The organism is Pseudoxanthomonas putridarboris, assembly GCF_038321125.1.
Classification (GTDB): domain Bacteria; phylum Pseudomonadota; class Gammaproteobacteria; order Xanthomonadales; family Xanthomonadaceae; genus Pseudoxanthomonas_A; species Pseudoxanthomonas_A putridarboris.
In genome coordinates, this window is record NZ_JBBWWT010000001.1 from 200,107 (window position 1) to 224,289 (window position 24,183).

A 24,183-nucleotide genomic window follows, 5' to 3' on the forward strand; every position below is an offset into this window, starting at 1 on the left:
GCGATCCTTGTCCAGCGCGGACGGGCCCGGCCCGGTAAAATGCCCGGCCCAGCCCTCCGCGTCGGATGACCACCCCCCATGACGATCGATTACCCCCAAGCCCGCGAGAACATGGTCGAACAGCAGGTGCGTCCCTGGGACGTGCTTGACGCGCGCGTGCTGGAAACGCTGGCCACGCTGCCGCGCGAAGCCTTCGTGGCCGACGCGCACCGCGCCCTGGCCTACGCCGACCTGGAAATCCCGCTGGGCCATGGCCAGGCGATGATGAAGCCGGTCGTCGAAGGCCGCGCGCTGCAGGCGCTGAAACCGCAGGCCGACGAGGAGGTGCTGGAGATCGGCACCGGCAGCGGCTACCTGGCCGCCTGCCTGGGCAGCCTGGCCCGCGACGTGGTCAGCCTGGAGATCAACCCGGAACTGGCCGCCGCCGCGCGCGCGCGCCTGGACGCGACCGGCCTGGGCAACAATGTGCGCATCGAAACCGCCGACGCGCTGGCCTACGACACCGACCGCAGGTTCGACGTCGTGTGCGTGACCGGCGCGGTGAGCGCCATCCCGGCGCGCTTCCTGCAATGGCTGCGCCCGGGCGGCCGCCTGTTCGTGGTGCGCGGCGAATCGCCGGTGATGGAAGCCGTGCTGCACGTCAACGATGTCAACGGCGCGCGCGTCGAATCGTTGTTTGAAACCGACCTCCCCTACCTGGTCGGCGCCGCGCCGGCGCCCCAGTTCGTCTTCTGAAGATTACAAAAGGAAACCGCATGAGCCGCCGCCCCCTCGTACTCGCGCTCGCCCTGGCCTTGCCGTTCGCGGCCAACGCCACCGACCTGATGCAGACCTATGAGCTGGCCCGCGCCGGCGATCCGCAGCTTTCCATCGCCGAATCCACCCGCCTGATCGACAAGGAAGGCGCGGTGCAGGCGCGCGCCGCACTGCTGCCGCAGGTCGATGGCAGCGCCAGCTACCGCCTCGACCACAGCAGCCGCCCCGGCAGCCCCACCGGCGACGGCAAGGGCCGCACCTATGGCGTGGACATCAGCCAGACGATCTTCGACTGGAGCCGGATCGCCAACCTGCGCGGGCAGAAGGCCATCAGCAATGCCGCCGACTACGACCTGGCCTCGGCGAACAGCGAGCTGATCACCCGCACTTCGGCCGCCTACTTCAACGTGCTGATCGGCATCGAGTCGCTGGCCGCCGCCGAGACCAACGAAGCCGCCTCGCGGAAGCAGTTCGACTACGCGCAGAAGCGCCTGGACGTGGGCCTGGCCCCGATCACCGACGTCCACGAAGCCCGCGCGGAGTACGACAGCGCGCGCGCCAACACCATCCTGGCCCGCAACGCGCTGGACGACAGCTACCGCGCGCTGGCCGAGATCACCGGCCAGCCGATCACCGGCCTGCGAGGCCTGCCGGACGAGTTCCGCCCGGAGCTGCCGGTCGACCAGACCGCCGACGTGTGGGTCTCCCGCGCGCTGGAACAGAATCCCGACCTGAAGTCGGCGGAATTCCAGCTGGAATCCGCACAGTTCGGCGTGTCCAGCGCGCGCGCCGGCCACTACCCGACACTGAGCCTCGGTGGCGGTTACACCAACGGGACCAGCTGGGACTCCGTGGGCGGCACCCTTTCGAGAGACGTCGAGGGCTACAACTGGGGCGTCACCCTGCGCGTGCCGATCTTCGCCGGCGGCGCCACCCAGTCCGGCGTGCGCCAGGCGCTGGCCCAGCGCGACCGCGCCGCCGATGGCCTGGAGCAGACCCGCCGCGCACTGGTCCGCAACACCAGCAACGCCTACCAGGCGCTGGTCGCCGGCGTGAGCGAAGTGGAAGCCCGTCGCCTGGCGGTGGTGTCCGCGAAGAGCGCACTGGACGCCTCGCAGGTCGGCCTGGAAGTCGGTACCCGCACCGTGCTGGACGTGCTGCAGAACCAGCGCACGCTGTTCCAGGCGCAGGTCGAGTTCGCCCGTTCCAAGTACCAGTTCCTGCAGAACCGCCTGCTGCTGGAACAGGCCGCCGGCACGCTGGATGGCGCGGACGTGCAGGACGTGAACCGCCTGCTGACCGCCGACGCCGAGGCGCGCCTGGCCAACCCGGAGACGACGACGCAGTAAGCCATCGCCGCACTCGATGGCATGCACGACGGCGGGGCAGTCCCGCCGTTGCTGTTTCTGCATCCCCTGCAGGAGCGACGTGAGTCGCGGCCACGCGCCATGGACATCTGCGTCGAGAGTGGTTGTTCACCATCCGGGCGCGCTGCGGCGCGCTCGACATCATGCATGGTGAATGGCTATCGGGGCGCGGTCGCGACTCACGTCGCTCCCACATCTTTACCTGCATGGCATGCGATCAGACCGCGCCCTGTTCGCGCAACGCGTCGATCTCCTGCGCCGAGTATCCGAATTCCAGCAGCAGTTCTCCGGTGTGCTGGCCCAATGTCGGCGGCGCATGGCGGTACCGCACCGGCGTGGCGGAGAACTTCAGCGGACTGGCCACCAGCGGCAACGCCGGCTCATGCGGGTGCGCCATGTCCACCACCATGCCGCGTGCCCGCACCTGCGGATCGGCGAACACGTCGGCGAGGTCGTTGACGGGTCCGCACGGGATGCCCGCCGCTTCGAGCCGACACAGCCAGTCGGCCCTGGTTCGCCGCATGAACTTCTCCTGCAACCGCGGTACCAGCGCATCGCGGTGCCTGACCCGTGCGGCATTGGCGGCACAGCGCTCGTCGCCGACCAACGCCGGTTCGTCCAGCAGTTCGCACAGCCGCGCGAACTGGCGGTCGTTGCCCACCGCGACGACGACGTGCCCATCGGCGACCGCGAACACCTGGTACGGCACGATGTTGGCGTGGGCGTTGCCCTGCCGCGGCGGTACCTCGCCCGCCACCAGGTAGTGGCTGCCCAGGTTGGCGAGCATCGCGACCTGCGCGTCCAGCAGGGAAAGATCGATCGCCTGCCCTTCGCCCGTCGCATCGCGATGGCGCAGCGCCGCCAGGATCGCGACCGTGGCGTACATGCCGGCGAACAGGTCCGCGACGGCCACGCCGACCTTCTGCGGTTCGCCGCCGGCCGCGCCGGTGACGCTCATCAGGCCGCCCAGTCCCTGCACGGCGAAGTCGTAGCCGGCGCGCGTTGCGTACGGCCCATCCTGTCCGAAACCGGTGATCGAGCAGTAGACCAGGCGCGGATCGACCGCGCGCAGCGTGGCCGCATCCAGGCCGTGGCGCGCCATGTCGCCGAGCTTGAAGTTCTCCACCAGCACGTCGCAGCGCGCGGCCAGCCGGCGGATGACCGCCTGCCCTTCCTGCCGGGAAATATCCACCGAGAGCGAGCGCTTGTTGCGGTTCGCGCAGAGGAAATAGGCCGACTCGGCGGTTTCGCCGCCTTCGCCATCGCGCAGGAACGGCGGTCCCCAGCCGCGGGTGTCGTCGCCGTGGCCGGGGCGTTCGATCTTGATGACGTCCGCGCCCAGGTCCGCCAGCGTCTGCGTGCACCACGGGCCGGCCAGCACGCGGGTCAGGTCGAGCACGCGGATGCCGGCCAGCGGCAACGGCGTCTTCCCGGCGGTCATGGCGACGGGGCCGGCAGTTCCGGCGCGATCATGGCCAGGGTGCGGCCGAGCGCGCCGCGGCCATGCTCGACCAGCGCGCGGCCGTTGTCCGCCATGCGCTGGCGCAATCCGTCGTCCCGCAGCAGGCGCTCGATGGCATCGCCGACGCCCTGCGCATCCGCGGCGACCTCCAGCGCATCGGCTTCCTTCAGGCGGCGGGCGATCTCGGTGAAGTTGTGCAGGTGCGGGCCAGTCACGGCCGGCGTGCCGACCGCCGCGGGTTCCAGCAGGTTGTGCCCGCCGACGGGTTGCAGGCTGCCGCCGACGAAGGCGACGTCGGCGCAGGCGTAGAACGCCATCAGTTCGCCCAGCGTGTCGACTACGAACACATCGCAGTCCGGCGTCGGCCATCGGTCGATGCGCCGCGTCGCCACGCGCCAGCCCGCCTCGCGCGACGCTTCCACCACGCGCGGGAAGCGTTCCGGATGGCGCGGCGCCCACAGCAGCAGCAGATCGGGCCAATGCCGGCGCAGGCGCCGGTGGATCTGCAGGACGGCGTCCTCTTCGTCCTCGTGCGTACTGGCGGCGATCCAGGTGCGCCGCATCGCCCCGGGGCGTGCGCGATAGCCGGCCACGAAGCCCGGCACGCTGTCCGGCACCGGGATGTCGAACTTCAGGTTGCCGATGTCGCGCACCTGCGCGGCCTCCGCGCCCAACTGCACGAACCGGCCGGCGTCGTCGGCCGATTGCGCGGCGACCTGCTTCACCGTGCGCAGCGCGCGCGCGATCAGCGGCCGCAGCACGCTGTAGCCGCGCAACGAGCGCGCGGACAGGCGCGCGTTGAGGATGTAGGCGGGAATGCCGCGATCGTGGCAGCCGAACAGCAGGTTGGGCCACAGTTCGGTTTCCATCACCAGCGCCACGCGCGGCCGGTAATGCTGCAGGAAGCGGCCGACGGCCCCGGGCAGGTCGTACGGCGCATACACGTGCCTTACCCGTTCGCCCCACAGCGCCCGCACGCGTTCTGAGCCGGTCGGGGTGATGGTGGTGACCACGATGCGCAGGCCGGGCTGCTGGCGCAGCAACGCGTCGACAACCGGCGCCGCCGCGTTCACCTCGCCCACCGACACCGCGTGCAGCCAGACGTCCATCGGCTCGGCGGGCGTGTCGTAGCGGCCGTAGCGCTCGTCCCAGCGCTGGAAGTACTCGGTGAAGCGGAAGCCCCGCCAGATCAGGTGGTAGACCGTCACCGGCGTCAGCAGGTACAGCGTGGCGGAATACAGGCCACGCAACAGTCGCTCGGTCAGGGTCTTCGGCATCGGCACAAGGATAGGCACGCCGCGCAGGCCTGTCACTGCGCATCGCAAGCGTCGTGGCGCGGTTCCCCGGACCGGGCCGAGAACCTAGAATCGGGGGATGGCCGACCACGACAAGAACGAACGTCCCTCCTTCTTCACTCCGCGCAACTGGCCGATGTGGCTGGCCCTGGGCGTGATGGTGGCGGCCGCACGCCTGCCGTGGGCATTGCAGCGCGGGCTGGGGCGCATGATCGGCGCGGTCGCGCCGTGGCTGGCGCCGTCGCGCCGGCATGCGGCGGAGGTCAACCTGGCGTTGTGCTTCCCCGACTGGACGCCGGCGCAGCGCAAGGCGTTGCTGCACGAAAGCTTCTCCGCGCTGGGCGTCGGCCTGTTCGAGTTCGTCCGCGCCTGGTGGGGCTCCATCGCACCGATGCGGCGCGATGTGGTGGTCGAGGGCCTGGAACACCTGCGCGCGCTGCAGGCGCAGAAGCGCGGCGTGCTGATGGTGTCCGGGCACTTCATGACGCTGGAGATCTGCGGCCGGCTGATGTGCGACCACGCGCCGCTGGCCGGCATGTACCGCCGCCACGACAGCCCGGTGTTCGAGTGGGCGGTCAAGCGCGGCCGCCTGCGCTATGCGCAGCACATGTTCACCAACGAGGAGATCCGCGGTGCGGTGCGGCATCTCAAGCAGGGCGGGTTCCTGTGGTACGCGCCCGACCAGGACATGCGCGGCAAGGACACGGTGTTCGCACCGTTCTTCGGCGTGCCGGCGGCCACTATCACCGCCACCCACCAACTGGCGCGGCTGACCGGCTGCGCGGTGGTGCCGTTCTTCCACCGGCGCGAAGGCAGCCGCTATATCCTGCGGGTGGCGCCGCCGCTGGAGGATTTCCCGTCCGCCGACGCCACCGCCGACAGCGCGCGCGTCAACGCGCAGATCGAGGCGATGGTGCGCGAGGCGCCCGCGCAGTACCTGTGGATCCACCGCCGCTTCAAGCGCCAGCCCGACAGCGCGCCGCGACAGCTCTACCGCCGCGACGGCGCATCGACCTGATGCCCGCTCAGGCTTGCTCGGCGTCGGCGTCGTCCCGCGCCAGCAGGCTGCCGGCATACAGGGCCGCCAGCAGCAACGTCAGCCCGCCCCAGAAGGTCGAATAGAACGCCAGGTGCGTGTTGAACGGGAACACCGTCACCGCCAGCGCCAGCATCGCCGGCCGCGCGCGCTCCTTCGCCCGCGGCGTGGCGTAGCGCCAGGCCCGCCAGGCCAGCGCCGCGCCGGCCAGCCACAGCAGCAGGCCGATCACACCGGTCTCGCTGAGCACTTCCAGCACGATCTGGTGCGCGTGCAACGCAGGGCCCTCGCCCCAGGCCGGGCGGTGTCCGGGGCTGGCGTCGCACGCCGGGTAGGCTTCACGGAAGCCCCGTGCGCCCACGCCGTTGACCGGGTGCCGCGCGATCATGCAGCCGGCGGCCGACCAGATCTGCGCGCGGCCCGACAGCGCGGTGTCCACGCCGGACTCCTCCGACGTCAACGCATGCGTGGTGCGCAGCACGCGCTCGCGCAGCTGCGGCGACGCCGTGGCCAGCATGCCCAGCAGCAAGGCGCCGAAGGCGAACACGCCGACCAGCCGCTTCCAGCCCAGCAGGCGCCAGCCCGAGAACAGCAGCACCAGCGCGTAGGTGATCCACGCGGCGCGCGCACCCGCCAGCAGGACGACCGTGCCCACGGCGGCAGCGGCGAGCAGCCAGCCCCCCACATCCAGGCGTCGGGCCGCGGCGAACAGCAGGAACGGCGACAGGCTCGCCAGCACCACGCCCAGTTTCAGGTTGCATGGGCCCAGGAAACCGCTGAGGCGATCCAGCCCGGCGATCTCTTCCGGCCTGCACATCGGCCGGCCGCTGATCAGTTGCTTCAGCTGATCCAGGCTCCAGAACAGCGGGCTGGTGCCGAACACGACCTGCGCCAGCGCATCGAGCGTCCAGATCGCCACGATGATCGCCAACCCGCGCATCGTGGTGCGGCGCGCGCCATCGTTGGCCACGGCGGCGGCCACCAGCCAGAGGAACGGCAGATAGCGCAGATCGACCAGCGATTCGCGCAATGCGCGCGGCGCATCCACCGCATCGATCGCGGAAATCAGCTGCGGCGCCCAATACGCCACGAACAAGGCGCTGGTCAGCGCCCAGGCCGGGCCGCTGAGCAGCTTCGTGCCGCCACGGAAGCGGCCCAGCAGCAGCCGGACGATCGCGGCCAGCGCGCCCAGCACCATCACCCCTTCGGCGTAGCCCGGCGCCGGCCACAGGGCGACGAAGGTCAACACCCAGGCCGGCGCCCAGCGCCAGCCCTGCGCGGGTGCCGGCGAGGACGGAGACGGGTCAGCCGGTGGGACGGATGGGTAGGTCATCGACGAGATCTTGGTAAAGGGCCAGCGTGGCGTCCTGCATGGCGCGCAGGCTGTAAGCGTCCATCGTAGCCAATGGCGGCGGTGGACGGGCAAGCAGCGCCTGTGCGGCATCGGCCAACGCGGCTTCGTCGAAGGGCGCCACCGCACCCTGCGGCTGCAGCTGCGCAAGCAGTTCGCCGACGCCCCCATGCGCCCAGCCGACGACGGGCCGGCCCACGGACAGCGCTTCGATCACGGTGCGGCCGAAGGATTCCGGCTTGCGCGACAACTGCAGGACGAGGTCGCATGCGGCGTAGGCGCGCGCGATTTCCGGCGTGGGCGGCGTGAAGGCCACCGCATCGGCGATGCCGAGGCGCGCGCATTCCGCTTCCAGTTCCAGCAGATACGCTTCGCGGCCCGCCTCGCGCGCACCGGGCAGCCACAACCGCGCATCGTGACCAGCGCGTCGCACCGTCGCCAGCAGGCGCAGCGCATCCGCGTGCCCTTTCAGGCGCGTGCCCCGGCCGGGCAACAGCAGCAGCGGGCCATCGCCGCCCAGCGATGGATGCCGGGCGACAGCCCACGCGCGCGCTTCGCGGTCGGGATGAGGCGCGCGGGGGAACTGTTCGGGCTGGATGCCGCGCGGGATCACCGCCAGCTTGCCCGGATCGGTGCGCGGATAGTGCTGCAGCAGGTAGCGCCGCACCATGTCCGACACGCAGACGATCCGCTCGCCGTAAGTCATCACGGCACTGTAGCGGCCGGGCGAATTCAGGCCGTGCATGGTGGTGACGAAGCGCGGCCGCTTCGCCGCCGGCATGCCGCGCAGCGCCCACAGGCCCAGCCAGGCCGGCAGGCGCGAGCGCGCGTGCACGATGTCGGCGCCCACCCCGGCGAACAGGCGCCGCAACGCCGGCACGTGGCGCAGCGCCAGCAGCGACTTGCGGCCGATGTCCAGGGCGACGTGTTCGGCGCCGGTCTCCTGCAACGCTGGCAACAGGCGGCCGCCGGCGGAAACGACGATGGCGCGGTGGCCGGCGCGCACCAGCGCGTCGGCGATTTCCAGCGTTGAGCGCTCGACGCCGCCGGATTGCAGGGCCGGCAGCAGCTGGACGACGGTCAGTCGCCGCATGGGCGCATCGCCGGCGCGCGCGACCCCATCGGATCCGGGTCAGTCGGCCAGGACGAAGTGCGAGCCGCAATAGGGGCACTGCACGTCGCCGCCGGGCGCATCCTCGATCGGCAGGTACACGCGCGGGTGCGAGTTCCACAGCGCCATCGACGGCAGCGGGCAGCTCAGCGGCAGGTCCGCGCGGTGCACGGTGTAGCGCTTCTCGGCATTGGCGGGCGCGGTGGCGGTCTGGCTCATGGCGTGCGGAGGCGGGTGGAACGGGGCCGCCAGTCTACCAGCCGCACCACGCGCGCCCAAGGAAACCCGCGCCGCGCCACGAAAAACGCCGCCCCGCGTGCGCGGGACGGCGTTTCCGGCAATCCGGCCGGGGGAGGGAGGCCGGCGTGCGTTGCGCTTACTCGGCCGTGGCTTCGGTGGTGATGGTCAGCTTGACCTCGTCGCTGACCACCGGCGCGTAGGCGCCCACGCCGAAGTCGCTGCGCTTGACCGTGGCGGTGGCGTCGAAGCCGATCGCCGGCACCTTCCTGATCGGGTGTTCGGCGACCTTGTTCAGCGTCACGTCCAGCACGACGGGCTTGGTGATGCCCTTGATGGTCAGGTCGCCGGTGACGGTCAGCTTGCCTTCGCCGGCGGCTTCGACCTTCGTGCTCTTGAAGCTGGCGGCCGGGAACTGGGCCGCGTCGAAGAAGTCGGCGCTGCGCAGGTGTTCGTCGAACTTGGCGGAGAAGCCGTTCAGCGCCGACAGCGGCAGCGTGACCTGCACGCTGGAGGCCGACACATTGTCGGCGTCGTAGACCAGCACGCCGTCGGCTTCACCGAAGTGGGCGCTGGGATTGGAGAAACCGAAATGGTTCCACTGCGCGATCACGTCGGTATGGGTGGGGTCGAGCTTGTAGGTGACCGGGGCGGCGAAAGCGGAACCGGCGAGGGCGAACAGGGCGGCGGCGAGCAGGGTCTTGCGCATGATGGGAATCTCCAGGGGTGGTGGATCAGGCGATGCGGGCGGCTTCGTCGAAGCTCAGGCGCGGCAGGCGCGGGAACACGCCGGCCGGGTCGCCGTAGCCCAGATTGACCAGGAAATTGGACTTGATGGCGGTGCCGGCGAAGAAGGCTTCATCGACCTTGGCGTTGTCGAAGCCGGACATCGGGCCGGCATCCAGGCCGAGCGCGCGCGCGGCGATGATCAGGTAGGCGCCCTGCAGGCTGCCGTTGCGGAAGGCCACGACGTGGCGGTTCTCGCGCGGCCCCTCGAACCAGCTCTTGGCATCGGGCACGTGCGGGAACAGGTAAGGCGTCTTCTCGTGGAAATCCTCGTCGAAGCCGATGATCGCGGTCACCGGCGCGGCCACGGTCTTCTTAAGATTGCCCTCGTCCAGCGCCGGCGCCAACCTGGCCTTGGCTTCCTGCGATTTGACGAACACGAAACGGGCCGGCGTGGTGTTGGCCGCGGTCGGCCCCCACTTCACCAGTTCGTAGAGCGCGTGCAGCTGGGCGTCCTCGACCGGCTTGTCCAGGAAGGCGTTCTGGGTGCGGGCGGTGCGGAAGAGCTGGTCCAGTGCGGCGGCATTGAGGGCTTCGGACATGGCGATACCTGGGAAGAGTGGACGGGAAGGGGACCGGCTCGCGGCAACATGCGCGGCGAGCGAGAAGGCCAGTGTAGAGTGTCCTGACTATGGCAACATCCAACCGTCCCGGAACGGATTGTTTTAACCAGTGGAACGAACAACCCTGCCCAGCCCGGATTCCCGCCACCTCTGGACCCTGACCGACGGCCATGCCGGCAATGTGCGGCAGGCACGGTCGTTGGCCCGCGGGCTGGGCATGGAGGGCGCCCGCGAATGGGTGCTGGGACCCCGGGCGCCGTGGCGCTGGGCCGCGCCGCGCCGGCTTCCGGGCGCCGAACATGCGTTCGGCGACGGCTTCGCTGCCGCACTGCGGGCGGCCCCGGAACTCGCCATCGGCTGCGGCCGGCAGGCGGCCCTGGCCACGCGGCTGCTGCGCGAGCGTGGCGCCCGGAGTATCCAGATACTCGACCCGCGCACCGACCCGGCGCACTGGGACCTGGTGATCGCGCCGGAACACGACGGCCTGCGCGGCGCCAACGTCATCACCCTGACCGGCAGCCTGAATCCCGTGGACGACGCCTGGCTGGCCGAAGCGCGGACGCGGTTCGCCGCCTTCGCCGACCTGCCCGCCCCGCGCACGGCACTGCTGCTGGGCGGTCCCAGCGCGCACTACGTCTTCGACCGTGCCGCCTTCGACCGGCTATGGGGGCATCTGGAGCGCACACTGGCGAGGGACGGCGGTAGTCTGCTGGCGACCGTCTCGCGCCGCACGCCGGCGGACGTGGTACAGGCGCTGCGTTCGCGCCGCGATTCCCCGCATGCGCTGCTCTGGTGCAGCGAAGACGATGGACCCAACCCCTACCCCGGCCTGCTGGCCTGGGCCGACCGCATCGTCTGCACGCCGGATTCGGTCAACATGCTGTCCGAGGCCTGCGCCACGTCCGTCCCCGTGCACGTGTTCGAACCTCAGCGCATCGGCGGCCGTCCGCACCGCTTCCTCGAAGCGCTGCTACGACACGGACGCATCCGCGCGATGGACGGCGCACTGGCGCCCTTCGACGCGCAACCGCTGCGCGAAACCGCGCGCGTGGTGGCGGAAGTACAGGACCGGCTGGGGTTGTGATTCAGCGCCGGGTTTCCGTTGCCATCCGCACCGCCAGCGCGGCCAGCACCGTGCCCATCAGCCAGCGCTGGGCGTTGGCCCAGAATGGCCGCTGCGCCAGGAACACGGCGAAGCTGCCCGCGAACAGCGCGATCAGCGCATTGACGACCAGGCTGATGGCGATCTGCGTCGAACCCAGCACCAGCGATTGCGTCAGCACGTCGCCGCGCGCCGGGTCGATGAACTGCGGCAGCAGCGACAGGTAGAGCACGGCGATCTTGGGGTTCAGCAGATTGGTCAGCAGCCCCATCAGGAACAGCCTGCGCGGACCGTCCGCCGGCAGTTCGCGCACCTGCAGCGGCGAACGTCCGCCGGGACGCAAGGCCTGCCACGCCAGGTAAAGCAGGTAGACGGCACCGGCGATGCGCAGCGCGTCGTAGGCGTACGGCACCGTCATCAGCAGCGCGGTGATGCCGAAGGCGGCGCAGAGCATGTAGACGACGAATCCGGCGGCGACGCCGGTCAGCGATACCAGCCCCGCACGCGGGCCCTGGCTGATCGAGCGCGACACCAGGTAGATCATGTTCGGCCCTGGCGTCAGCACCATGCCGAGCGCGATCAGCGCGAATGCGAACAGTTGGGAGGATTCGGGCACGACGCATCTCCTGTCGGAAGGATGGGGTGCCCAGGCGCGCGGCGCGGCGATGCCCGCGCTTCCCGAGGGTGCTCCCTCCAGGCGCCAGTCACGCGGGCATGCAGGGTAGCGGCCCGCACGGGCGCGAGGCAAGCGCCGCTCAGAACCTGTTCACGATTTCGAAAAAGGAGTTCGTCATTCCGGCGGCTTTCAACAGTCGAATGGCTGGTCAAGCCGGAACCCAGCGACTTTCATTGAGCCGACGCGAGCATTCCGAATAGCAAAGACACTAGGTTCCGGCTTTCGCCGGAATGACGGGTCTTTTTCTCGAATACCGGCCGCGCTTCTCGAAATCGTGAACAGGTTCTCAGGAAGCGAACACCAGCCCGTGCGCCGCGGCGGTACGGACGACCAGCGCGCGGGCCGCGGCGAGCGTGGCGTTCTCGGCCACCAGCCGCGGGCGTCGATCCAGCGTGCAGGCCAGGCCTTCGGCCACGAAGGCGCCATGCACCTGGGCCAGGGCATCGGCTTCCTCCGCCGACAGCAGGCCAGCCCGCGCCATCGCCTCGATCAGGCCCGGCGTATCGCGTGGCGACAGCAACGCGGGATGCGCGCCGGATTCGCGCAGCACCAGGTACTGCAGCAGGAATTCCAGGTCGACCAGGCCGCCCGCGCCCTGCTTCAGGTCGAAGCGCGCGGCATCGCCGCGGTCCAGCTCGGCGCGCATGCGGGCGCGCATGTTGACCACGTCCTCGCGCAGCTTCCGTGAATCGCGCGGCGCGGCCAGCGTCTGCGAACGGATCTGTTCGAACGCGGCCAGCAACGCCGCGTCGCCGGCCACGCCGCGCGCGCGCACCAGCGCCTGGTGTTCCCAGGTCCAGGCGCGCTCGCGCTGGTAGTCGCGGTAACTGCCCAGCGACGACACCAGCAGGCCCTTGGCGCCGTCCGGCCGCAGCCGCACGTCCACGTCGTACAGCCGGCCCGCGCCGGTCACCGCGCCCAGCAGCGCGACGATCTTCTGCGCCAGGCGCGCATACCAGCGCCCCGCCTCCAGAGGGCGGGCGCCCCCCGCCTGCGCGGGGGCAGGCTTGGACTCCGCGCCGGCGGGCGCATCGAACAGGAACACCAGGTCCAGGTCCGAACCGAAGCCCAGTTCCTCGCCGCCCAGGCTGCCGTAACCCAGGATCGCGAAGCGGCCGCCCGGCACCGCGCCGTGCGCCACCGCCACGTCCTGCTGCGCGACGCGCAATACGATGCGCACCACCTCGTCGGCCAGCCACGCCAGCCGCCGCGTGCTTTCGCGCGCCGGCTGGCGCCCGTCCAGCGCGGCCATCGCCACGCGGAAACTCAAGGCCAGGCGCCGTTCGTTGAGCGAACGCAGCAGCAGTTCGGGATCGTCTTCCTGCAATGCCGCTTCGCACTCGGCCCGCATCTGCGCGCGGTCGGGCAACGGGCCGGACACGCGCGTATCCAGCAATTCGTCCAGCAGCAATGGATACAGGGCCAGGCGTTCGGCCAGCAAGGCGCTGCGCGCGAGCACGTCCACCAGTCGCGCCAGCGCACTGGGCTGTTCGTCCAGCAATGCCAGGTAGCTGGCGCGGCGCAGGATGGCCTGCAGCAGGCTCAGCACGCGCCGCAATGCTGCATCCGGCTGCGACGAACGCACACAGGCTTCCAGCAGTGCGGGCAGCACGCGGTCCAGGCGCGCACGCGAGGCATCGGACAAAGCGCGCACGCCGGAGTACCGCGCGAATTCGCGCAGCGCGGCATCGGCCCCCGCCGCGTCGTGGAAGCCCGCACTCGCCAGCGTTCCGGCTTCGCCGCCTTCCGGCAATGCGCGCCAGTACTGCGCCAGCGCACCCGGCTCGGCATCGCGGCGGCGGGGCGCCAGCAGCTCGGCGAATTCGGTCGAGACCCGCGCGCGCTGCGCGTCCAGCGCGTCGCGCAATGCGTCCCAGTCGGCGTATTCGAGGCCGCGCGCGATCCGCAGGCGGTCGATGGCGCTGTCGGGCAGCGCATGCGTCTGCGCATCCCGCAGCATCTGCAGGCGGTTCTCCAGTCGGCGCAGGAAACGGTAGGCGGCGGCCAGCGCTCGGCCTTCTTCTTCCGACACCTGCCGCGTGGCGACCAGCGCGGGCAGCGCGACCCGCAGGCGGCGTTCGCGCAGCGCCGCTTCGCGGCCGCCGCGGATCAGCTGCAGGGCCTGCACCAGGAACTCGATCTCGCGGATGCCGCCTGGCCCGCGCTTGATGTCGTCGGCCAGTTCGCGCCGCGCGACTTCCGCCGCGATGGCCGCCTTCATTTCGCGCAGGCCGTCGAGCGCGGTGAAGTCCAGGTAGCGGCGGTAGACGAACGGGCGCAACGACTGCAACCAGCCCTCGCCCGCCTCGATGTCGCCGGCCACCGCGCGCGCCTTCAGCCAGGCGTAGCGTTCCCAGTCGCGGCCCTCGCGCTGGAAGTACTGGTCCATGCCGGCGAACGACAGCGCCACCCGCCCGGCGTTGCCGAACGGCCGCAGGCGCAGGTCGACGCGATGGCAGAAGCCGTCCACGGTGGGCTCGTCCAGCAGCTTCGCCAGCCGTTGTCCCAGCCGCGCGAAATAGTCCTCCGCGGCCAGCGGGCGCGCGCCATCGGACTCGCCGCCCTGCGGGTAGGCGTAGACCAGGTCGATGTCGGAAGAGAAATTCAGTTCGCCGCCGCCCAGCTTGCCCAGGCCGAACACCACCAGCCGCTGCACGCTACCATCGGCCGCGCGCACCACGCCATGGCGTTGCGCGAACTCGGCTTCCAGCGCTTCCAGCGCGGTTTGCAGGCAGACCTCGGCCAGCCGTGTAGTGCCGGCCAGCGTGGCGTCCACGTCGTCCAGGCCGTGCACGTCGCGCCAGACCAGGCGCGTGGATTCGGCCGCGCGATGACGGCGCAGCAGTTCCGGCCATAGCGGGGTGTTGTCGGCGGTGAGCGCAGGCACCGGCCATGGCGCATGGCCGTCATCCTGCAACAGCGCCTTCAGCAGCTCCGGCTGGCGGCGCAGCGTTTCCAGTGCGAAGTCGCTGGCGGCGATCACTTTCGCGACGCGCGCCACGGCGGCCGCATCGGACAGGCTTGCCGCATGGTCCGGCGATGCGGCACGCAGGCGTTCGATGCCGCGCGCGACCAGCGCGTCGAGTTCATCCGCGAGGGAAACAGGAGTGTCGTTCATGCCGGCCGATTGTGGCATGGCGGATCGCAGGAGCGCCCCATGGGCGCGATGTTCTCCATTCCGCGATGGTGCAGGCGACAGCATCGCGCCCGAGGGCGCTCCTACAAGGCAAGGGTTTTGTAGGAGCGGCCTTGGCCGCGATGCTCTTGGTGAGATGTGTGGAAAGCATCGCGCCCATGGGGCGCTCCTACAGGAAACGGTCAGGCCGCCTGCGACAGGTCCGGCAATGCATCCTCGTGCCTCAATGACAGGCCGAACTGCTGCGCCATGTGCCTCAGCAGCACCGGCTTCACCTCGTCCATGCCCGACGGGCCGCCCAGGTCGGCCAGCGAAACGACCTGCAGGCCCTGGTAACCGCAGGGATTGATGCGGTGGAACGGCTCAAGGTCCATCGCGATGTTGAAGGACAGGCCATGGAAGGTGCAGCCGCGGCGCACACGGATGCCGAGCGCGCCGATCTTGGCACCGGCCACGTACACGCCCGGCGCGCCGTCCTTGCGCGCGGCCTCGATGTTCCATTCGGCCAGCGTATCGATGATGGACTGCTCGATCCTGCAGACGTAGTCGCGCACGCCCACCTTCAGCCGCTTCAGGTCGAACAGCGGATAGGCCACGATCTGGCCCGGGCCGTGGTAGGTCACCTGGCCGCCGCGGTCCACGTGCACCACCGGGATGTCGCCGGGCGCGAGGACGTGCTCGTCCTTGCCGGCCTGTCCCAGGGTGAATACCGGATCGTGCTCGACCAGCCAGAGTTCGTCCGGCGTGGCGTCGTTGCGCGCGTCGGTGAAGCGCTGCATCGCGCGCCACACCGGCTCGTAGGGTTGGCGGCCCAGTTCGCGGACGCGGCAGGGCGCGGTCACAGCGTCCACTTCACTTCCGGATGGTCGCGCAACGCCGTATGCGCGGCGTCGTACTGTTCGCGGCTCTCGGCGCGGAAGGCGATGCGCACGGACACGAACCGGCCGTTGGACGAATGCTTCCACGAGATGCTCTCGTGCTCCACCTGCACGCCGGCCGATTCCAGCAGGCGCGGCAGTTCGCTCTCCAGGCCGGCGCCGGCGGCGCCCATCGCGCTGAGCTCGAAGGTGCCGGGGAACTGGAAGCCGTGGTCGGGGTTGTCGGATTTGATTTCCATGGGCGGATTATTGGGACGCCGGCGGCGAAAGCCAAGTCGAAGCCGTTCCCGGGCCGCGCATATGGCGGTCAGGCGCGATAATCGCCCTCCCTCCCCACCGGCCATGCCATGCCTTTCCTGATCGTCAGCGTCCTGTGCAGCGTGCTGGTCTCGGTCGTGTTGAAGCTGGCGTACGGGCGCGGCATCGATGTCCCGCAGATCATCACGTGGAACTACCTGGCGGCGCTGCTGCTGTGCCTGGGCCTGCTGGACCCGCCGCTGGCCGCACTGCACGATCCCGGCACGCCCATCGCATCGCTGGTGTTGCTGGCCCTGCTGCTGCCGGGCATCTTCCTGGCGATGGCGGCCTCGGTGAGGGTGGCCGGCATCGTCCGCACCGACGTGGCGCAACGGCTGTCGCTGATGGTGTCGCTGGCGGCGGCCTTCCTGTTCTTCGGCGAGACCGCCGACGGCCTGAAGCTTGCGGGGCTGGGCCTGGGGCTGCTGGCGATCGCCGGCATCGTCGCGCGCGATGGCGGCAGCGGGCCGGAGCGCGCTTCCAGGTCTTCGCGCTGGCTGCTGCCGCTGACCGTGCTGCTGGGCTACGCCGGCGTGGACATCCTGCTCAAGCGCATCGCGATGTCGGGAACGCCATTCGCTGCGTCGCTGCTGTTCGCGTTCGCCGGCGCCTTCGCGGTGATGTGCCTGTGGCAACTCTGGCGCATCGCGCGGCGCGGGGTGCGGCCCACGCTGCCCGCCTTGTCGGCCGGCCTCCTGGTGGGCGCGAGCAACTTCGGCAACATCCTGTTCTACGTGAAGGCGCATCGCGCCCTGCCCGACAATCCCGCGGTGGTGTTCGCCACCATGAACCTGGGCGTGGTCGTCCTGGGCACGCTGGTGGGCACGCTGGGATTCGGCGAGAAACTCGGCCGCCTCAACAAGCTGGGCATCGCGCTGGCCCTCGTCGCCGTGGTGTTGATCGCCATCAGCCGGCAAGGATGAGCGCCCGGTCGCGCCCACGCCCTCACAGGGGCGGGGAATCGGCATCCCGGGTGGCGCGCACCAGGTCGATGAAGGCCCGCAGGGCCGACGGCATCTGCCGCTGCCGCGGGTAGTACAGCATGAAGCCCGGGAAGCGCGGGCACCATTCCTCCAGCACGCGGACCAGGCGGCCTTCCCTGACCAGGTCGCCCACATAGTCCTCCAGCACGAAGGCCAATCCCACGCCGTCCAGCGCGGCGCGCACCCAGAGATCCATCGTCCCCACCGTGAGCCGGCCGCGCACGTCGAGTTCGAGCGCGACGCCTTCCTTCTCCAGTTCCCATTTGTAGACGCGGCCGCTCGGGAAGCGGAAACGGATGCAGTCGTGCACGGCCAGATCGTCGGGATGCAGCGGAACGGGATGCCGCGCGAAGTAGGCCGGCGCGCCCACCATGGCGACACGCTGGGTGGGACCGATGGGTACCGCCACCATGTCCTCGGGCACGGTTTCCTCGAAACGGATCCCCACGTCGAAACCGCCGCCGACGATGTCGACCAGGCCGTCGTCCTCGACGATCTCCAGCTGGATCTCCGGGTAGGCCGCCAGGAACCGCGGCATCAGCGGCGCCACCAGGAGATGGCAGGCCGCCCGCGAGGTGTTGATGCGCAGCAGGCCGGCCGGCGCCGTACGGAAGTTGTTCATTTCTTCCAGCGCGTCGCTGACGTCGCGCAGCGCCGGCCGCAGGCGCTCCAGCAAGCGCCGGCCCGCCTCGGTCAGCGCCACGCTGCGGGTGGTGCGGTTGAACAGGCTGACGCCCAGCCGCTCTTCCAGGCCGCGGATGGCATAGCTGATCGCGGACGTGGACAGCGCCAGTTCGGCGCCGGCCTTGCGGAAGCTGCCGTGGCGCGCCACGGCGGCGAAGGCGGCCAGGTGCGAGAGGTTATCGGGCGAGGACATGATTGTGCAGGATACTTCAATGAATCATGCCGATAAATGCGCTTCATCAGGGTAGCCGCTCTCTTTATTGTCTTGCATTGCAAATCAATCCTCCCGGAGCCTCCCATGTTCCTCGCCCACGGCTATGCAGCGCTCGACCCTCATTCCCCGTTGGTCCCCTTCGCTTTCGAGCGCCGCGACCCCGGTCCGAACGACGTGCGGATCGAGATCCTCTACACCGGCATCTGCCATACCGACCTGCACCAGACGCGCGACCACTGGGGCGGCGCCCTGTTCCCGATGGTGCCGGGGCATGAAATCGTCGGGCGCGTGGTGGAGGTCGGCAACGGAGTGAAGAAGTTCAAGGCCGGCGATCTTGCCGGGGTCGGCTGCATGGTCGATTCCTGCCGCCATTGCCAGAACTGCCAGGACGACCTGGAGCAGCTCTGCGTGGAAGGCGCCACCCTGACCTACAACGGTCGCGAGCGCGACAGCGGACAACCCACGTTCGGCGGCTATTCCGACCAGATCGTCGTCGATGAGCGCTTCGTGGTGAAGATCTCGGCCAGCCTCGACCTCAAGGCCGTGGCGCCGCTGCTGTGCGCCGGCATCACCACCTATTCGCCGTTGCGGCACTGGCAGGTGGAGCCGGGCCAGAAGGTCGGCGTCATCGGCCTGGGTGGCCTGGGCCACATGGGCGTCAAGTTCGCCAAGGCGATGGGCGCGCACGTGGTGATGATCACCACCACGCCCGAGAAGGGCCGCGACGCCACCCGCCTGGGCGCCGACGAGGTGCTGCTGTCCGGCGATGCCGAGGCGATGGCCGCGCATGCCGCCAGCTTCGATTTCCTGCTCGACACCATCCCGGTCAGCCACGACCTCAACCCGTACGCCGCCCTGCTCAAGCGCGACCGCACGCTGGTGCTGGTGGGCGCGCTGACCGAGCTTTCCCCGCCCTTGTTCGGCGCCAACCTGATGATGGGCCGCAAGCGGGTTTCCGGTTCCGCCATCGGCGGCATGGCCGAGACGCAGGAGATGATGGATTTCTGCGCCGAGCACGGCATCGTCAGCGACGTGGAGATGGTCGATATCCAGGACGTCAACCAGGCCTACGAACGACTGCTGAAGAACGACGTGCGCTACCGCTTCGTCATCGACATGGCGTCGCTGCAAAAGGACGCGGCCTGACGGCCGGCCCATCGACCGCGACGGGAAACGAAGAAGCCGGCTTGCGCCGGCTTCTTCCATGTCGGGCGGAGCGGATCACTCCGACTCCCACCACATCCAGAACGCATCCCACAGGCGCTTGAAGAAGCCGGCCTCCTCCACCGCCGTCACCGCCACCAGCGGCGACTGCGCGACGACCTTGCCGTCCAGCGTGACCTTCACCGTGCCGATGGCCTGGCCCGCGGCGATCGGGGCCACCAGCGTCCTGGGCACGTCCATCGTCGGCTTGAGTTGCTCGTACTTTCCGCGCGGCACGCTGACCAGCAGCGGTTGCGCCACCCCCAGTTGCGCCTCCCTGGCCTGGCCCTTCCACACGCGGTGGGTGGCGATGGCCTTGCCCGGCTCGTACAGGCGGTGGGTTTCGTAGAAGCGGAAGCCCCAGTTCAACAGCGCCAGGCTGTCGTCGGCGCGCTGCTTCTCCGAGGTGGAGCCCATCACCACCGCGATCAGGCGCTGGTCGCCGCGCTGCGCCGAGCTCATCAGGCAATAGCCCGCGCCGGAGTGGTGGCCGGTCTTGATGCCGTCCACCGACGGGTCGCGCCACAGCAGCAGGTTGCGGTTGGGCTGGGTGATGGTGCCTACGGTGAATTCCTTGATCTTGTTGTAGGCGTAGGCCTCCGGGTAGTCGCGGATCATCGCGCGGCCCAGCAGGGCCAGGTCGTAGGCGGTGGAGTAATGTTCCGGCGCGGACAGGCCGTGCGCGTTGACGAAGTGCGAACCCTTCATGCCGAGCCGCGCGGCGTAGTTGTTCATCAGCGCGGCGAAGGCTTCCTGGCTGCCCGCGGCGTGTTCGGCCAGCGCGATGGCGGCGTCGTTGCCCGACTGCACGGCCATGCCCTTTTCCATGTCCAGCAGCGGCGCGGTCTTGTTGACCGCGAAACCGCTGTAGCTGCCGTCGGTGCCGGCGCCGCCCTCGCGCCAGGCGCGCTCGCTCATCATCACCTGGTCGTCGGGCTTGATCTTGCCGTTCTTCTGCTCGGCCGCCAGCACGTACGAGGTCATGACCTTGGTGATGCTGGCCGGCTCGACGCGCTCGTTGTAGTTCTCGCCCGCCAGCACCTGGCCGGTAATGTAGTCCATCAGCAGCCACGCGGTCCCGACGGGCTTGGGGGCGGGCGGTATGGCGACGGCGTCCGATGCCTGGGCAGGCGCGGGCTGCGGAGCCGGCGTCTGGGCGAAGGCAAGGCCCATGGCGGTGGTCGCCAGCGCGGCGAGGGCGAAACGGAACTTCATGTGCTGCGGACTCCGGTTGGCGATGGCCTGAAGCACGGGATTGTAAGCCGTGCGGCAAAAAGCTGGTTGTTGGTTGCTGGTTGTTGGCGGAGCTGCTGGCCTCGCGTTCTCCGGTCTGCCGGGAACCGGCGACTATTCCCGCACCAGTTGCGGGCGGTCGAAGCCCAGTCCGGCGATGCGGCCGGCCAGCACCTCGGCGGTGGCCGGGTCCGGCGCTCCCACGCGCAGGCGCCACAGCGTGCGACCGTTGCTGGCGATGTCGCTGAGCCGCGCATCGGCGATGCCGGCGGCGGTCAGCCGGGCCAGCGCGCGATCGGCGTTGTCGCGGCTGGAGAAACTGGCCACCTGCAACTGCACCGTGGACGGCGATGGCGGCTGCGACGGTGCGGAAGGCGGTGCGGCCACGGCGGCCGCTGCAGGCTCCGAGCCAGGCGCCGACGCCGACGCCGGCGTCAACGTCGCCGGCTTGCCGGTGGCTACGCGCACGCCATTGGCCTTCATCCAGGCTTCGAATCCCGCCGCGCTGGGCGTGCTGCCGGCCGTCGCGGTGGCGTGGTAGCGCGCGCTGGCGGGCGCCGTGCCCGCGGGCAGCTGTCCGACCAGCTGGTCCATGGCCGAAGCGGGCGGCGATGCCGGCGCAGTCGGCACGGGAGCCGCCGCCAGGCCCGTTTCGCCCGGCGTCAGCGCTCGCACTTCGACACGGCCGGTGCCGCGCTGGGTGATGTCCAGCTTCACCGCGGCGGCATAGCTCAGGTCGATCACACGGCCTTCGTGGAACGGACCGCGGTCGTTGACGCGCACCACCACCGACTTGCCGTTGTCCAGGTTGGTGACGCGGGCGAAGCTGGGCAACGGCAGCGACTTGTGCGCGGCGGTGAAGGCGTACATGTCGTACACCTCCTGGTTGGAGGTGCGGCGGCCATGGAACTTGCTGCCGTAATACGATGCCGTGCCCTGTTCCACGTAGCCGTCCACGCGCTCCAGCACCTGGTAGCGCTTGCCCAGCACGGTGTACGGCGACTTGTTGCCCACCGGCGAGCGCGGCTCGTTGGTCACCACCGGCTCGGGAATGCAGTCCACCTGCGGCACGTAGTCCGGCGTGCGGTCGGGTACGCCCGGCGCGTACAGTCCGCCGGCGGTGTAGTTGCCGCGCTTGGACAGGTCCTCCTGCGCCGGCGCGTAGGTCTTGCAGGGCTTGCCAGCGGCCGCGGTGGACGGCGACGTGGCGGACTTGCCGGGATGCGCCGTGCCCGAGGGCGTGGACTTCTTCGGGGCCGTGCTGCAGGCGGCCAGGGCGACGGCCAGCACGGGCAGCGCCAGCCACCTCATGCCGACGGAATCTCCCGGCCGGCGATGGCCTGGGACAGCTGGTGCACCGCCATCGCGTACATCTTGGAATTGTTGTAGCGGGTGATGGCGTAGTAGTTCTGGAAGCCCAGCCAGTACTGTTTGCCGGCGCTGCCTTCCAACGAGACGAGCGTGGCGGTGGCGTCGGGCGCGACGGGATCGAGCGGGCGATAGCCGCGCTGCGCCAGGTCGGCCAGCGTGTAGTCCGGCGTCCACGTATCGGGATTGAACTCGGCGAAGCCCGGTTGCAGTTCGGCGCGGGCCACCACCGGGCCGCCCGGCACCCAGCCGCCGCGCTCGCCGCCCTTCTTGCGGAAGTAGTTGGCGATGGACGCGAACACGTCGCTGTAGCTGTTGAACAGGTCGCGGCGGCCATCGCCATCGCCGTCCACCGCGAACTCGCGGTAGCTGGACGGCATGAACTGGCCCAGCCCCATCGCGCCGGCGTAGCTGCCGGTCAGCGAGGCGATGTCCAGGTTCTCCTCGCGACCCAGCGCGAACAACTGCGCCAGCTCGTCGCGGAAGAACTGCTCGCGGCGGTGCTCGTAGGCGGCGCGCTCGGGATCGCCGCTGCGCGGATAGCGGAAGGCCAGCGTGTACAGCGCGTCCAGCACCTTGTGCCGGCCGGTGAAGCCGCCGTAGCTGGTTTCCACGCCGATGATCGACACGATGACTTCGGCCGGCACGCCGTACTGCCGCTCCACCCGCGCCAGCTCATCGCGGTGCTGCGCCATGAACTTCCTGCCGCCCTCGATGCGCGCGGGGGTAAGGAAGCCGGTGCGGTACTCGCTCCATGGCTTCACCCGCTCGGCGGGACGCGACATCGCCGCCACCACGCTGTCGAGGAACTGCGCCTTGGCCAGCGTGGCCTCGATCCGCGCGGGTTCGATGTCGTACCTGGCCGCGGTGTCCTGCACGAACTGCGCGCGCGCGGTGGCGAAATCCACCGGCGGCGGCGGCGGTGCTTCGGCGACGCGTTCGACCGACGTCTCGGCGGGCGACGCGCTTGCGGCAGGCACCTCGGCGGAGGCCGGCGACGGCTCGGCCGCCTGCGCGGAGACGGGGGACTGCGGCGTGGCGCAGGACGCCAGACCGAGCGTGAACAGGCAGAAAAGAGCGCGTCGGATCATCGGCGCGAGGGTAGCATGGGCAAAGTGCTGAAGCGTGAATGTCGGGAGTCGGGATTCGAACCGGTTGCAGGCAATCCCGCCTTTCCCAATCTCCAATCCCGACTCTCCAATCCCGACTCTCCAATCCCGACTCTCCAATCCCGGCTTTCAATACCCATGCACCGGCCGATGCGCGCGCACCGCCATCACCAGGCCCAGGCCTGCCAGCAGCGACACCGCCGACGTGCCGCCGTAACTCAGCAGCGGCATCGGCACGCCGACCACCGGCAGCACGCCGGAGATCATGCCGCCGTTGACGACGACGTAGACGAAGAACGACAGTCCCAGCGTGCCGGCCAGCAGTCGCGAATAGGTGTCGCGCGCATCCATCGCGATCCACAGGCAGCGGCCCACCACGAACAGGTACAGCGCCAGCACCACGGCCACGCCGACCCAGCCGAACTCCTCGCTCAGCACGGCGAAGATGAAGTCGGTGGTGTGCTCCGGCAGGTAGTTCAAGTGCGACTGCGAGCCCTGCCCCCAGCCCTTTCCGGTCAGGCCGCCCCCGCCGATGGCGATCTTCGACTGGATGATGTTCCAGCCGGTGCCCAGCGGATCGTTCTCGGGGTTGAGGAAGGTCAGGATGCGGTCCTTCTGGTACGGCCGCAGGAACCAGATCCACGCCACCGGCGCCGCCGCCGCCACGCTGCCCACGCCGATGCCCACCCACCACCAGGGCAGCCCCGCCAGCAGCAGCGCGAAGATGCCGCTGGCGGCCACCAGCATGCCGGTGCCGAAATCCGGCTGCAGCAGGATCAGCGCGGTGGGCACGCAGACCAGCGCGCCGGCGACCAGCACCGTGCGGATCGAGGGCGGCAGCGGTTCGCGGTGCAGGTACCACGCCATCATCATCGGCAGGCTGATCTTCATCAGCTCGGAAGGCTGCAGGTAGAACAGCTTGAGGTCGATCCAGTGCGCGCCGTGCCTGCCGGTGCCGATGAACAGCACCAGCGCCAGCGGCAGCAGCGACACCATGAACACGCCCGGCGTCCATCCGCGCAGCCGCACCGGCGACACGCGCGACAGGCCCCACATCGCCGCCAGGCCCACGGCGAAGCGCGCGCCCTGCGCCAGCATCAGGCGCGAGCCCTGCGCCTCGCCGCCCGCGCTGTACAGCACCGCCAGCCCGATGCCCATCAACGCCGACAGCGCCAGCAGCAGCGGCCAGTCCAGCGTGCGCAGCAAGTGCCGCAGCAGGTCGAACGCCCAGCGCAGGAGGTCGCTCATGACGGGAGACGGGAATGGGGAGTGGGGAATGAAGCCGGATCAGGCCCCTCTCCCGGCGGGAGAGGGGCTTTGAATCCCTGCCTGGGGC

General features: G+C 70.0%; 22 protein-coding genes and 1 riboswitch. Of the genes, 6 read left to right on the forward strand and 16 right to left on the reverse strand.

All coding sequences use genetic code 11. From position 1 onward, the window contains the following. Positions 1-78 precede the first annotated feature (78 nt). Both AAD027_RS00930 and AAD027_RS00935 read left to right on the forward strand, forming a co-directional pair. Entirely contained in the window at positions 79-735 is a 657-nt protein-coding gene (locus AAD027_RS00930) for a protein-L-isoaspartate O-methyltransferase family protein (RefSeq protein WP_341724137.1), read from the forward strand. Between the two features lie 20 nt (positions 736-755). Further along, positions 756-2,105 carry a TolC family outer membrane protein gene (locus AAD027_RS00935; RefSeq protein WP_341724138.1) on the forward strand — a complete coding sequence of 450 codons (1,350 nt, stop codon included), beginning with the start codon at positions 756-758 and terminating at the stop codon, positions 2,103-2,105. Positions 2,106-2,340: 235 nt separating this feature from the next. Here the strand turns inward: AAD027_RS00935 and AAD027_RS00940 are convergent, their stop codons facing one another. After that, positions 2,341-3,564 carry a CaiB/BaiF CoA transferase family protein gene (locus AAD027_RS00940; protein ID WP_341724139.1) on the reverse strand — a complete coding sequence of 408 codons (1,224 nt, stop codon included), beginning with the start codon at positions 3,562-3,564 and terminating at the stop codon, positions 2,341-2,343. Continuing rightward, positions 3,561-4,862, reverse strand: a complete 1,302-nt coding sequence (gene waaA, locus AAD027_RS00945) for a lipid IV(A) 3-deoxy-D-manno-octulosonic acid transferase (RefSeq protein WP_341724140.1) — start codon at positions 4,860-4,862, stop codon at positions 3,561-3,563. Before waaA ends, AAD027_RS00940 begins: the two co-directional genes overlap by 4 nt. A 97-nt stretch (positions 4,863-4,959) precedes the next feature. Here waaA and AAD027_RS00950 point away from each other — a divergent pair, with 97 nt between their 5' ends. Next, positions 4,960-5,898: an LpxL/LpxP family Kdo(2)-lipid IV(A) lauroyl/palmitoleoyl acyltransferase gene (locus AAD027_RS00950; RefSeq protein ID WP_341724141.1), complete on the forward strand. Its 939-nt coding sequence runs from the start codon at positions 4,960-4,962 to the stop codon at positions 5,896-5,898. A 7-nt stretch (positions 5,899-5,905) separates the two neighbouring features. On the opposite strand, the gene AAD027_RS00955 is transcribed toward AAD027_RS00950, so the two are convergent. The 5 genes from AAD027_RS00955 to AAD027_RS00975 form a co-directional block, all read right to left on the reverse strand. Further along, positions 5,906-7,249, reverse strand: coding sequence for an O-antigen ligase family protein (locus tag AAD027_RS00955; protein WP_341724142.1), 1,344 nt, complete (start codon positions 7,247-7,249; stop codon positions 5,906-5,908). Continuing rightward, complete coding sequence (locus AAD027_RS00960) at positions 7,221-8,360, reverse strand: glycosyltransferase (RefSeq protein WP_341724143.1); 1,140 nt, start codon at positions 8,358-8,360, stop codon at positions 7,221-7,223. Before AAD027_RS00960 ends, AAD027_RS00955 begins: the two co-directional genes overlap by 29 nt. Positions 8,361-8,399: 39 nt before the next feature. Then, positions 8,400-8,597, reverse strand: coding sequence for a zinc-finger domain-containing protein (locus AAD027_RS00965; protein ID WP_341724144.1), 198 nt, complete (start codon positions 8,595-8,597; stop codon positions 8,400-8,402). A 157-nt stretch (positions 8,598-8,754) separates the two neighbouring features. Further along, positions 8,755-9,324, reverse strand: coding sequence for a YceI family protein (locus AAD027_RS00970; RefSeq protein ID WP_341724145.1), 570 nt, complete (start codon positions 9,322-9,324; stop codon positions 8,755-8,757). 25 nt (positions 9,325-9,349) lie between these two features. Then, positions 9,350-9,943, reverse strand: coding sequence for a malonic semialdehyde reductase (locus AAD027_RS00975; protein WP_341724146.1), 594 nt, complete (start codon positions 9,941-9,943; stop codon positions 9,350-9,352). A 130-nt stretch (positions 9,944-10,073) separates the two neighbouring features. Here AAD027_RS00975 and AAD027_RS00980 point away from each other — a divergent pair, with 130 nt between their 5' ends. After that, a complete protein-coding gene (locus tag AAD027_RS00980; RefSeq protein ID WP_341724147.1) occupies positions 10,074-11,048 on the forward strand; it encodes a mitochondrial fission ELM1 family protein in 975 nt (324 codons plus the stop codon). Position 11,049: 1 nt separating this feature from the next. Here the strand turns inward: AAD027_RS00980 and AAD027_RS00985 are convergent, their stop codons facing one another. The 4 genes from AAD027_RS00985 to AAD027_RS01000 all read right to left on the reverse strand — a co-directional run bounded on the left by AAD027_RS00985 (position 11,050) and on the right by AAD027_RS01000 (position 15,995). Further along, a complete protein-coding gene (locus tag AAD027_RS00985; protein ID WP_341724148.1) occupies positions 11,050-11,682 on the reverse strand; it encodes a LysE family translocator in 633 nt (210 codons plus the stop codon). A gap of 21 nt (positions 11,683-11,703) precedes the next feature. Next, a riboswitch (ZMP/ZTP riboswitch) is annotated at positions 11,704-11,784 on the reverse strand. Positions 11,785-12,028: 244 nt separating this feature from the next. Beyond that, complete coding sequence (gene glnE, locus AAD027_RS00990) at positions 12,029-14,860, reverse strand: bifunctional [glutamate--ammonia ligase]-adenylyl-L-tyrosine phosphorylase/[glutamate--ammonia-ligase] adenylyltransferase (RefSeq protein WP_341724149.1); 2,832 nt, start codon at positions 14,858-14,860, stop codon at positions 12,029-12,031. A 200-nt stretch (positions 14,861-15,060) separates the two neighbouring features. After that, positions 15,061-15,729: a lipoyl(octanoyl) transferase LipB gene (gene lipB, locus AAD027_RS00995; RefSeq protein WP_341724150.1), complete on the reverse strand. Its 669-nt coding sequence runs from the start codon at positions 15,727-15,729 to the stop codon at positions 15,061-15,063. Further along, positions 15,717-15,995, reverse strand: coding sequence for a DUF493 family protein (locus AAD027_RS01000; RefSeq protein ID WP_341724151.1), 279 nt, complete (start codon positions 15,993-15,995; stop codon positions 15,717-15,719). Before AAD027_RS01000 ends, lipB begins: the two co-directional genes overlap by 13 nt. 108 nt (positions 15,996-16,103) lie before the next feature. Here AAD027_RS01000 and AAD027_RS01005 point away from each other — a divergent pair, with 108 nt between their 5' ends. Continuing rightward, a complete protein-coding gene (locus tag AAD027_RS01005; protein ID WP_341724152.1) occupies positions 16,104-16,976 on the forward strand; it encodes an EamA family transporter in 873 nt (290 codons plus the stop codon). A gap of 22 nt (positions 16,977-16,998) precedes the next feature. Here AAD027_RS01005 and AAD027_RS01010 read toward each other — a convergent pair whose 3' ends face one another. Then, complete coding sequence (locus AAD027_RS01010; RefSeq protein WP_341724153.1) at positions 16,999-17,913, reverse strand: LysR family transcriptional regulator; 915 nt, start codon at positions 17,911-17,913, stop codon at positions 16,999-17,001. A gap of 105 nt (positions 17,914-18,018) precedes the next feature. Here AAD027_RS01010 and AAD027_RS01015 point away from each other — a divergent pair, with 105 nt between their 5' ends. Next, positions 18,019-19,080, forward strand: a complete 1,062-nt coding sequence (locus AAD027_RS01015) for an NAD(P)-dependent alcohol dehydrogenase (protein ID WP_341724154.1) — start codon at positions 18,019-18,021, stop codon at positions 19,078-19,080. 75 nt (positions 19,081-19,155) lie between these two features. Here the strand turns inward: AAD027_RS01015 and AAD027_RS01020 are convergent, their stop codons facing one another. The 4 genes from AAD027_RS01020 to rodA form a co-directional block, all read right to left on the reverse strand. Further along, positions 19,156-20,352: a D-alanyl-D-alanine carboxypeptidase family protein gene (locus AAD027_RS01020; RefSeq protein WP_341724155.1), complete on the reverse strand. Its 1,197-nt coding sequence runs from the start codon at positions 20,350-20,352 to the stop codon at positions 19,156-19,158. A gap of 132 nt (positions 20,353-20,484) precedes the next feature. Continuing rightward, on the reverse strand, positions 20,485-21,681 hold the full coding sequence (locus tag AAD027_RS01025; protein WP_341724156.1) for a septal ring lytic transglycosylase RlpA family protein: 1,197 nt from the start codon (positions 21,679-21,681) through the stop codon (positions 20,485-20,487). After that, the gene (gene mltB, locus AAD027_RS01030; RefSeq protein WP_341724157.1) at positions 21,678-22,829 is read right to left on the reverse strand and encodes a lytic murein transglycosylase B; all 1,152 of its coding nucleotides are present in this window, start codon (positions 22,827-22,829) and stop codon (positions 21,678-21,680) included. The genes AAD027_RS01025 and mltB overlap by 4 nt, the downstream gene beginning before the upstream one ends. A gap of 147 nt (positions 22,830-22,976) precedes the next feature. Further along, a complete protein-coding gene (rodA, locus tag AAD027_RS01035; protein ID WP_341724158.1) occupies positions 22,977-24,095 on the reverse strand; it encodes a rod shape-determining protein RodA in 1,119 nt (372 codons plus the stop codon). Positions 24,096-24,183: the final 88 nt, after the last annotated feature.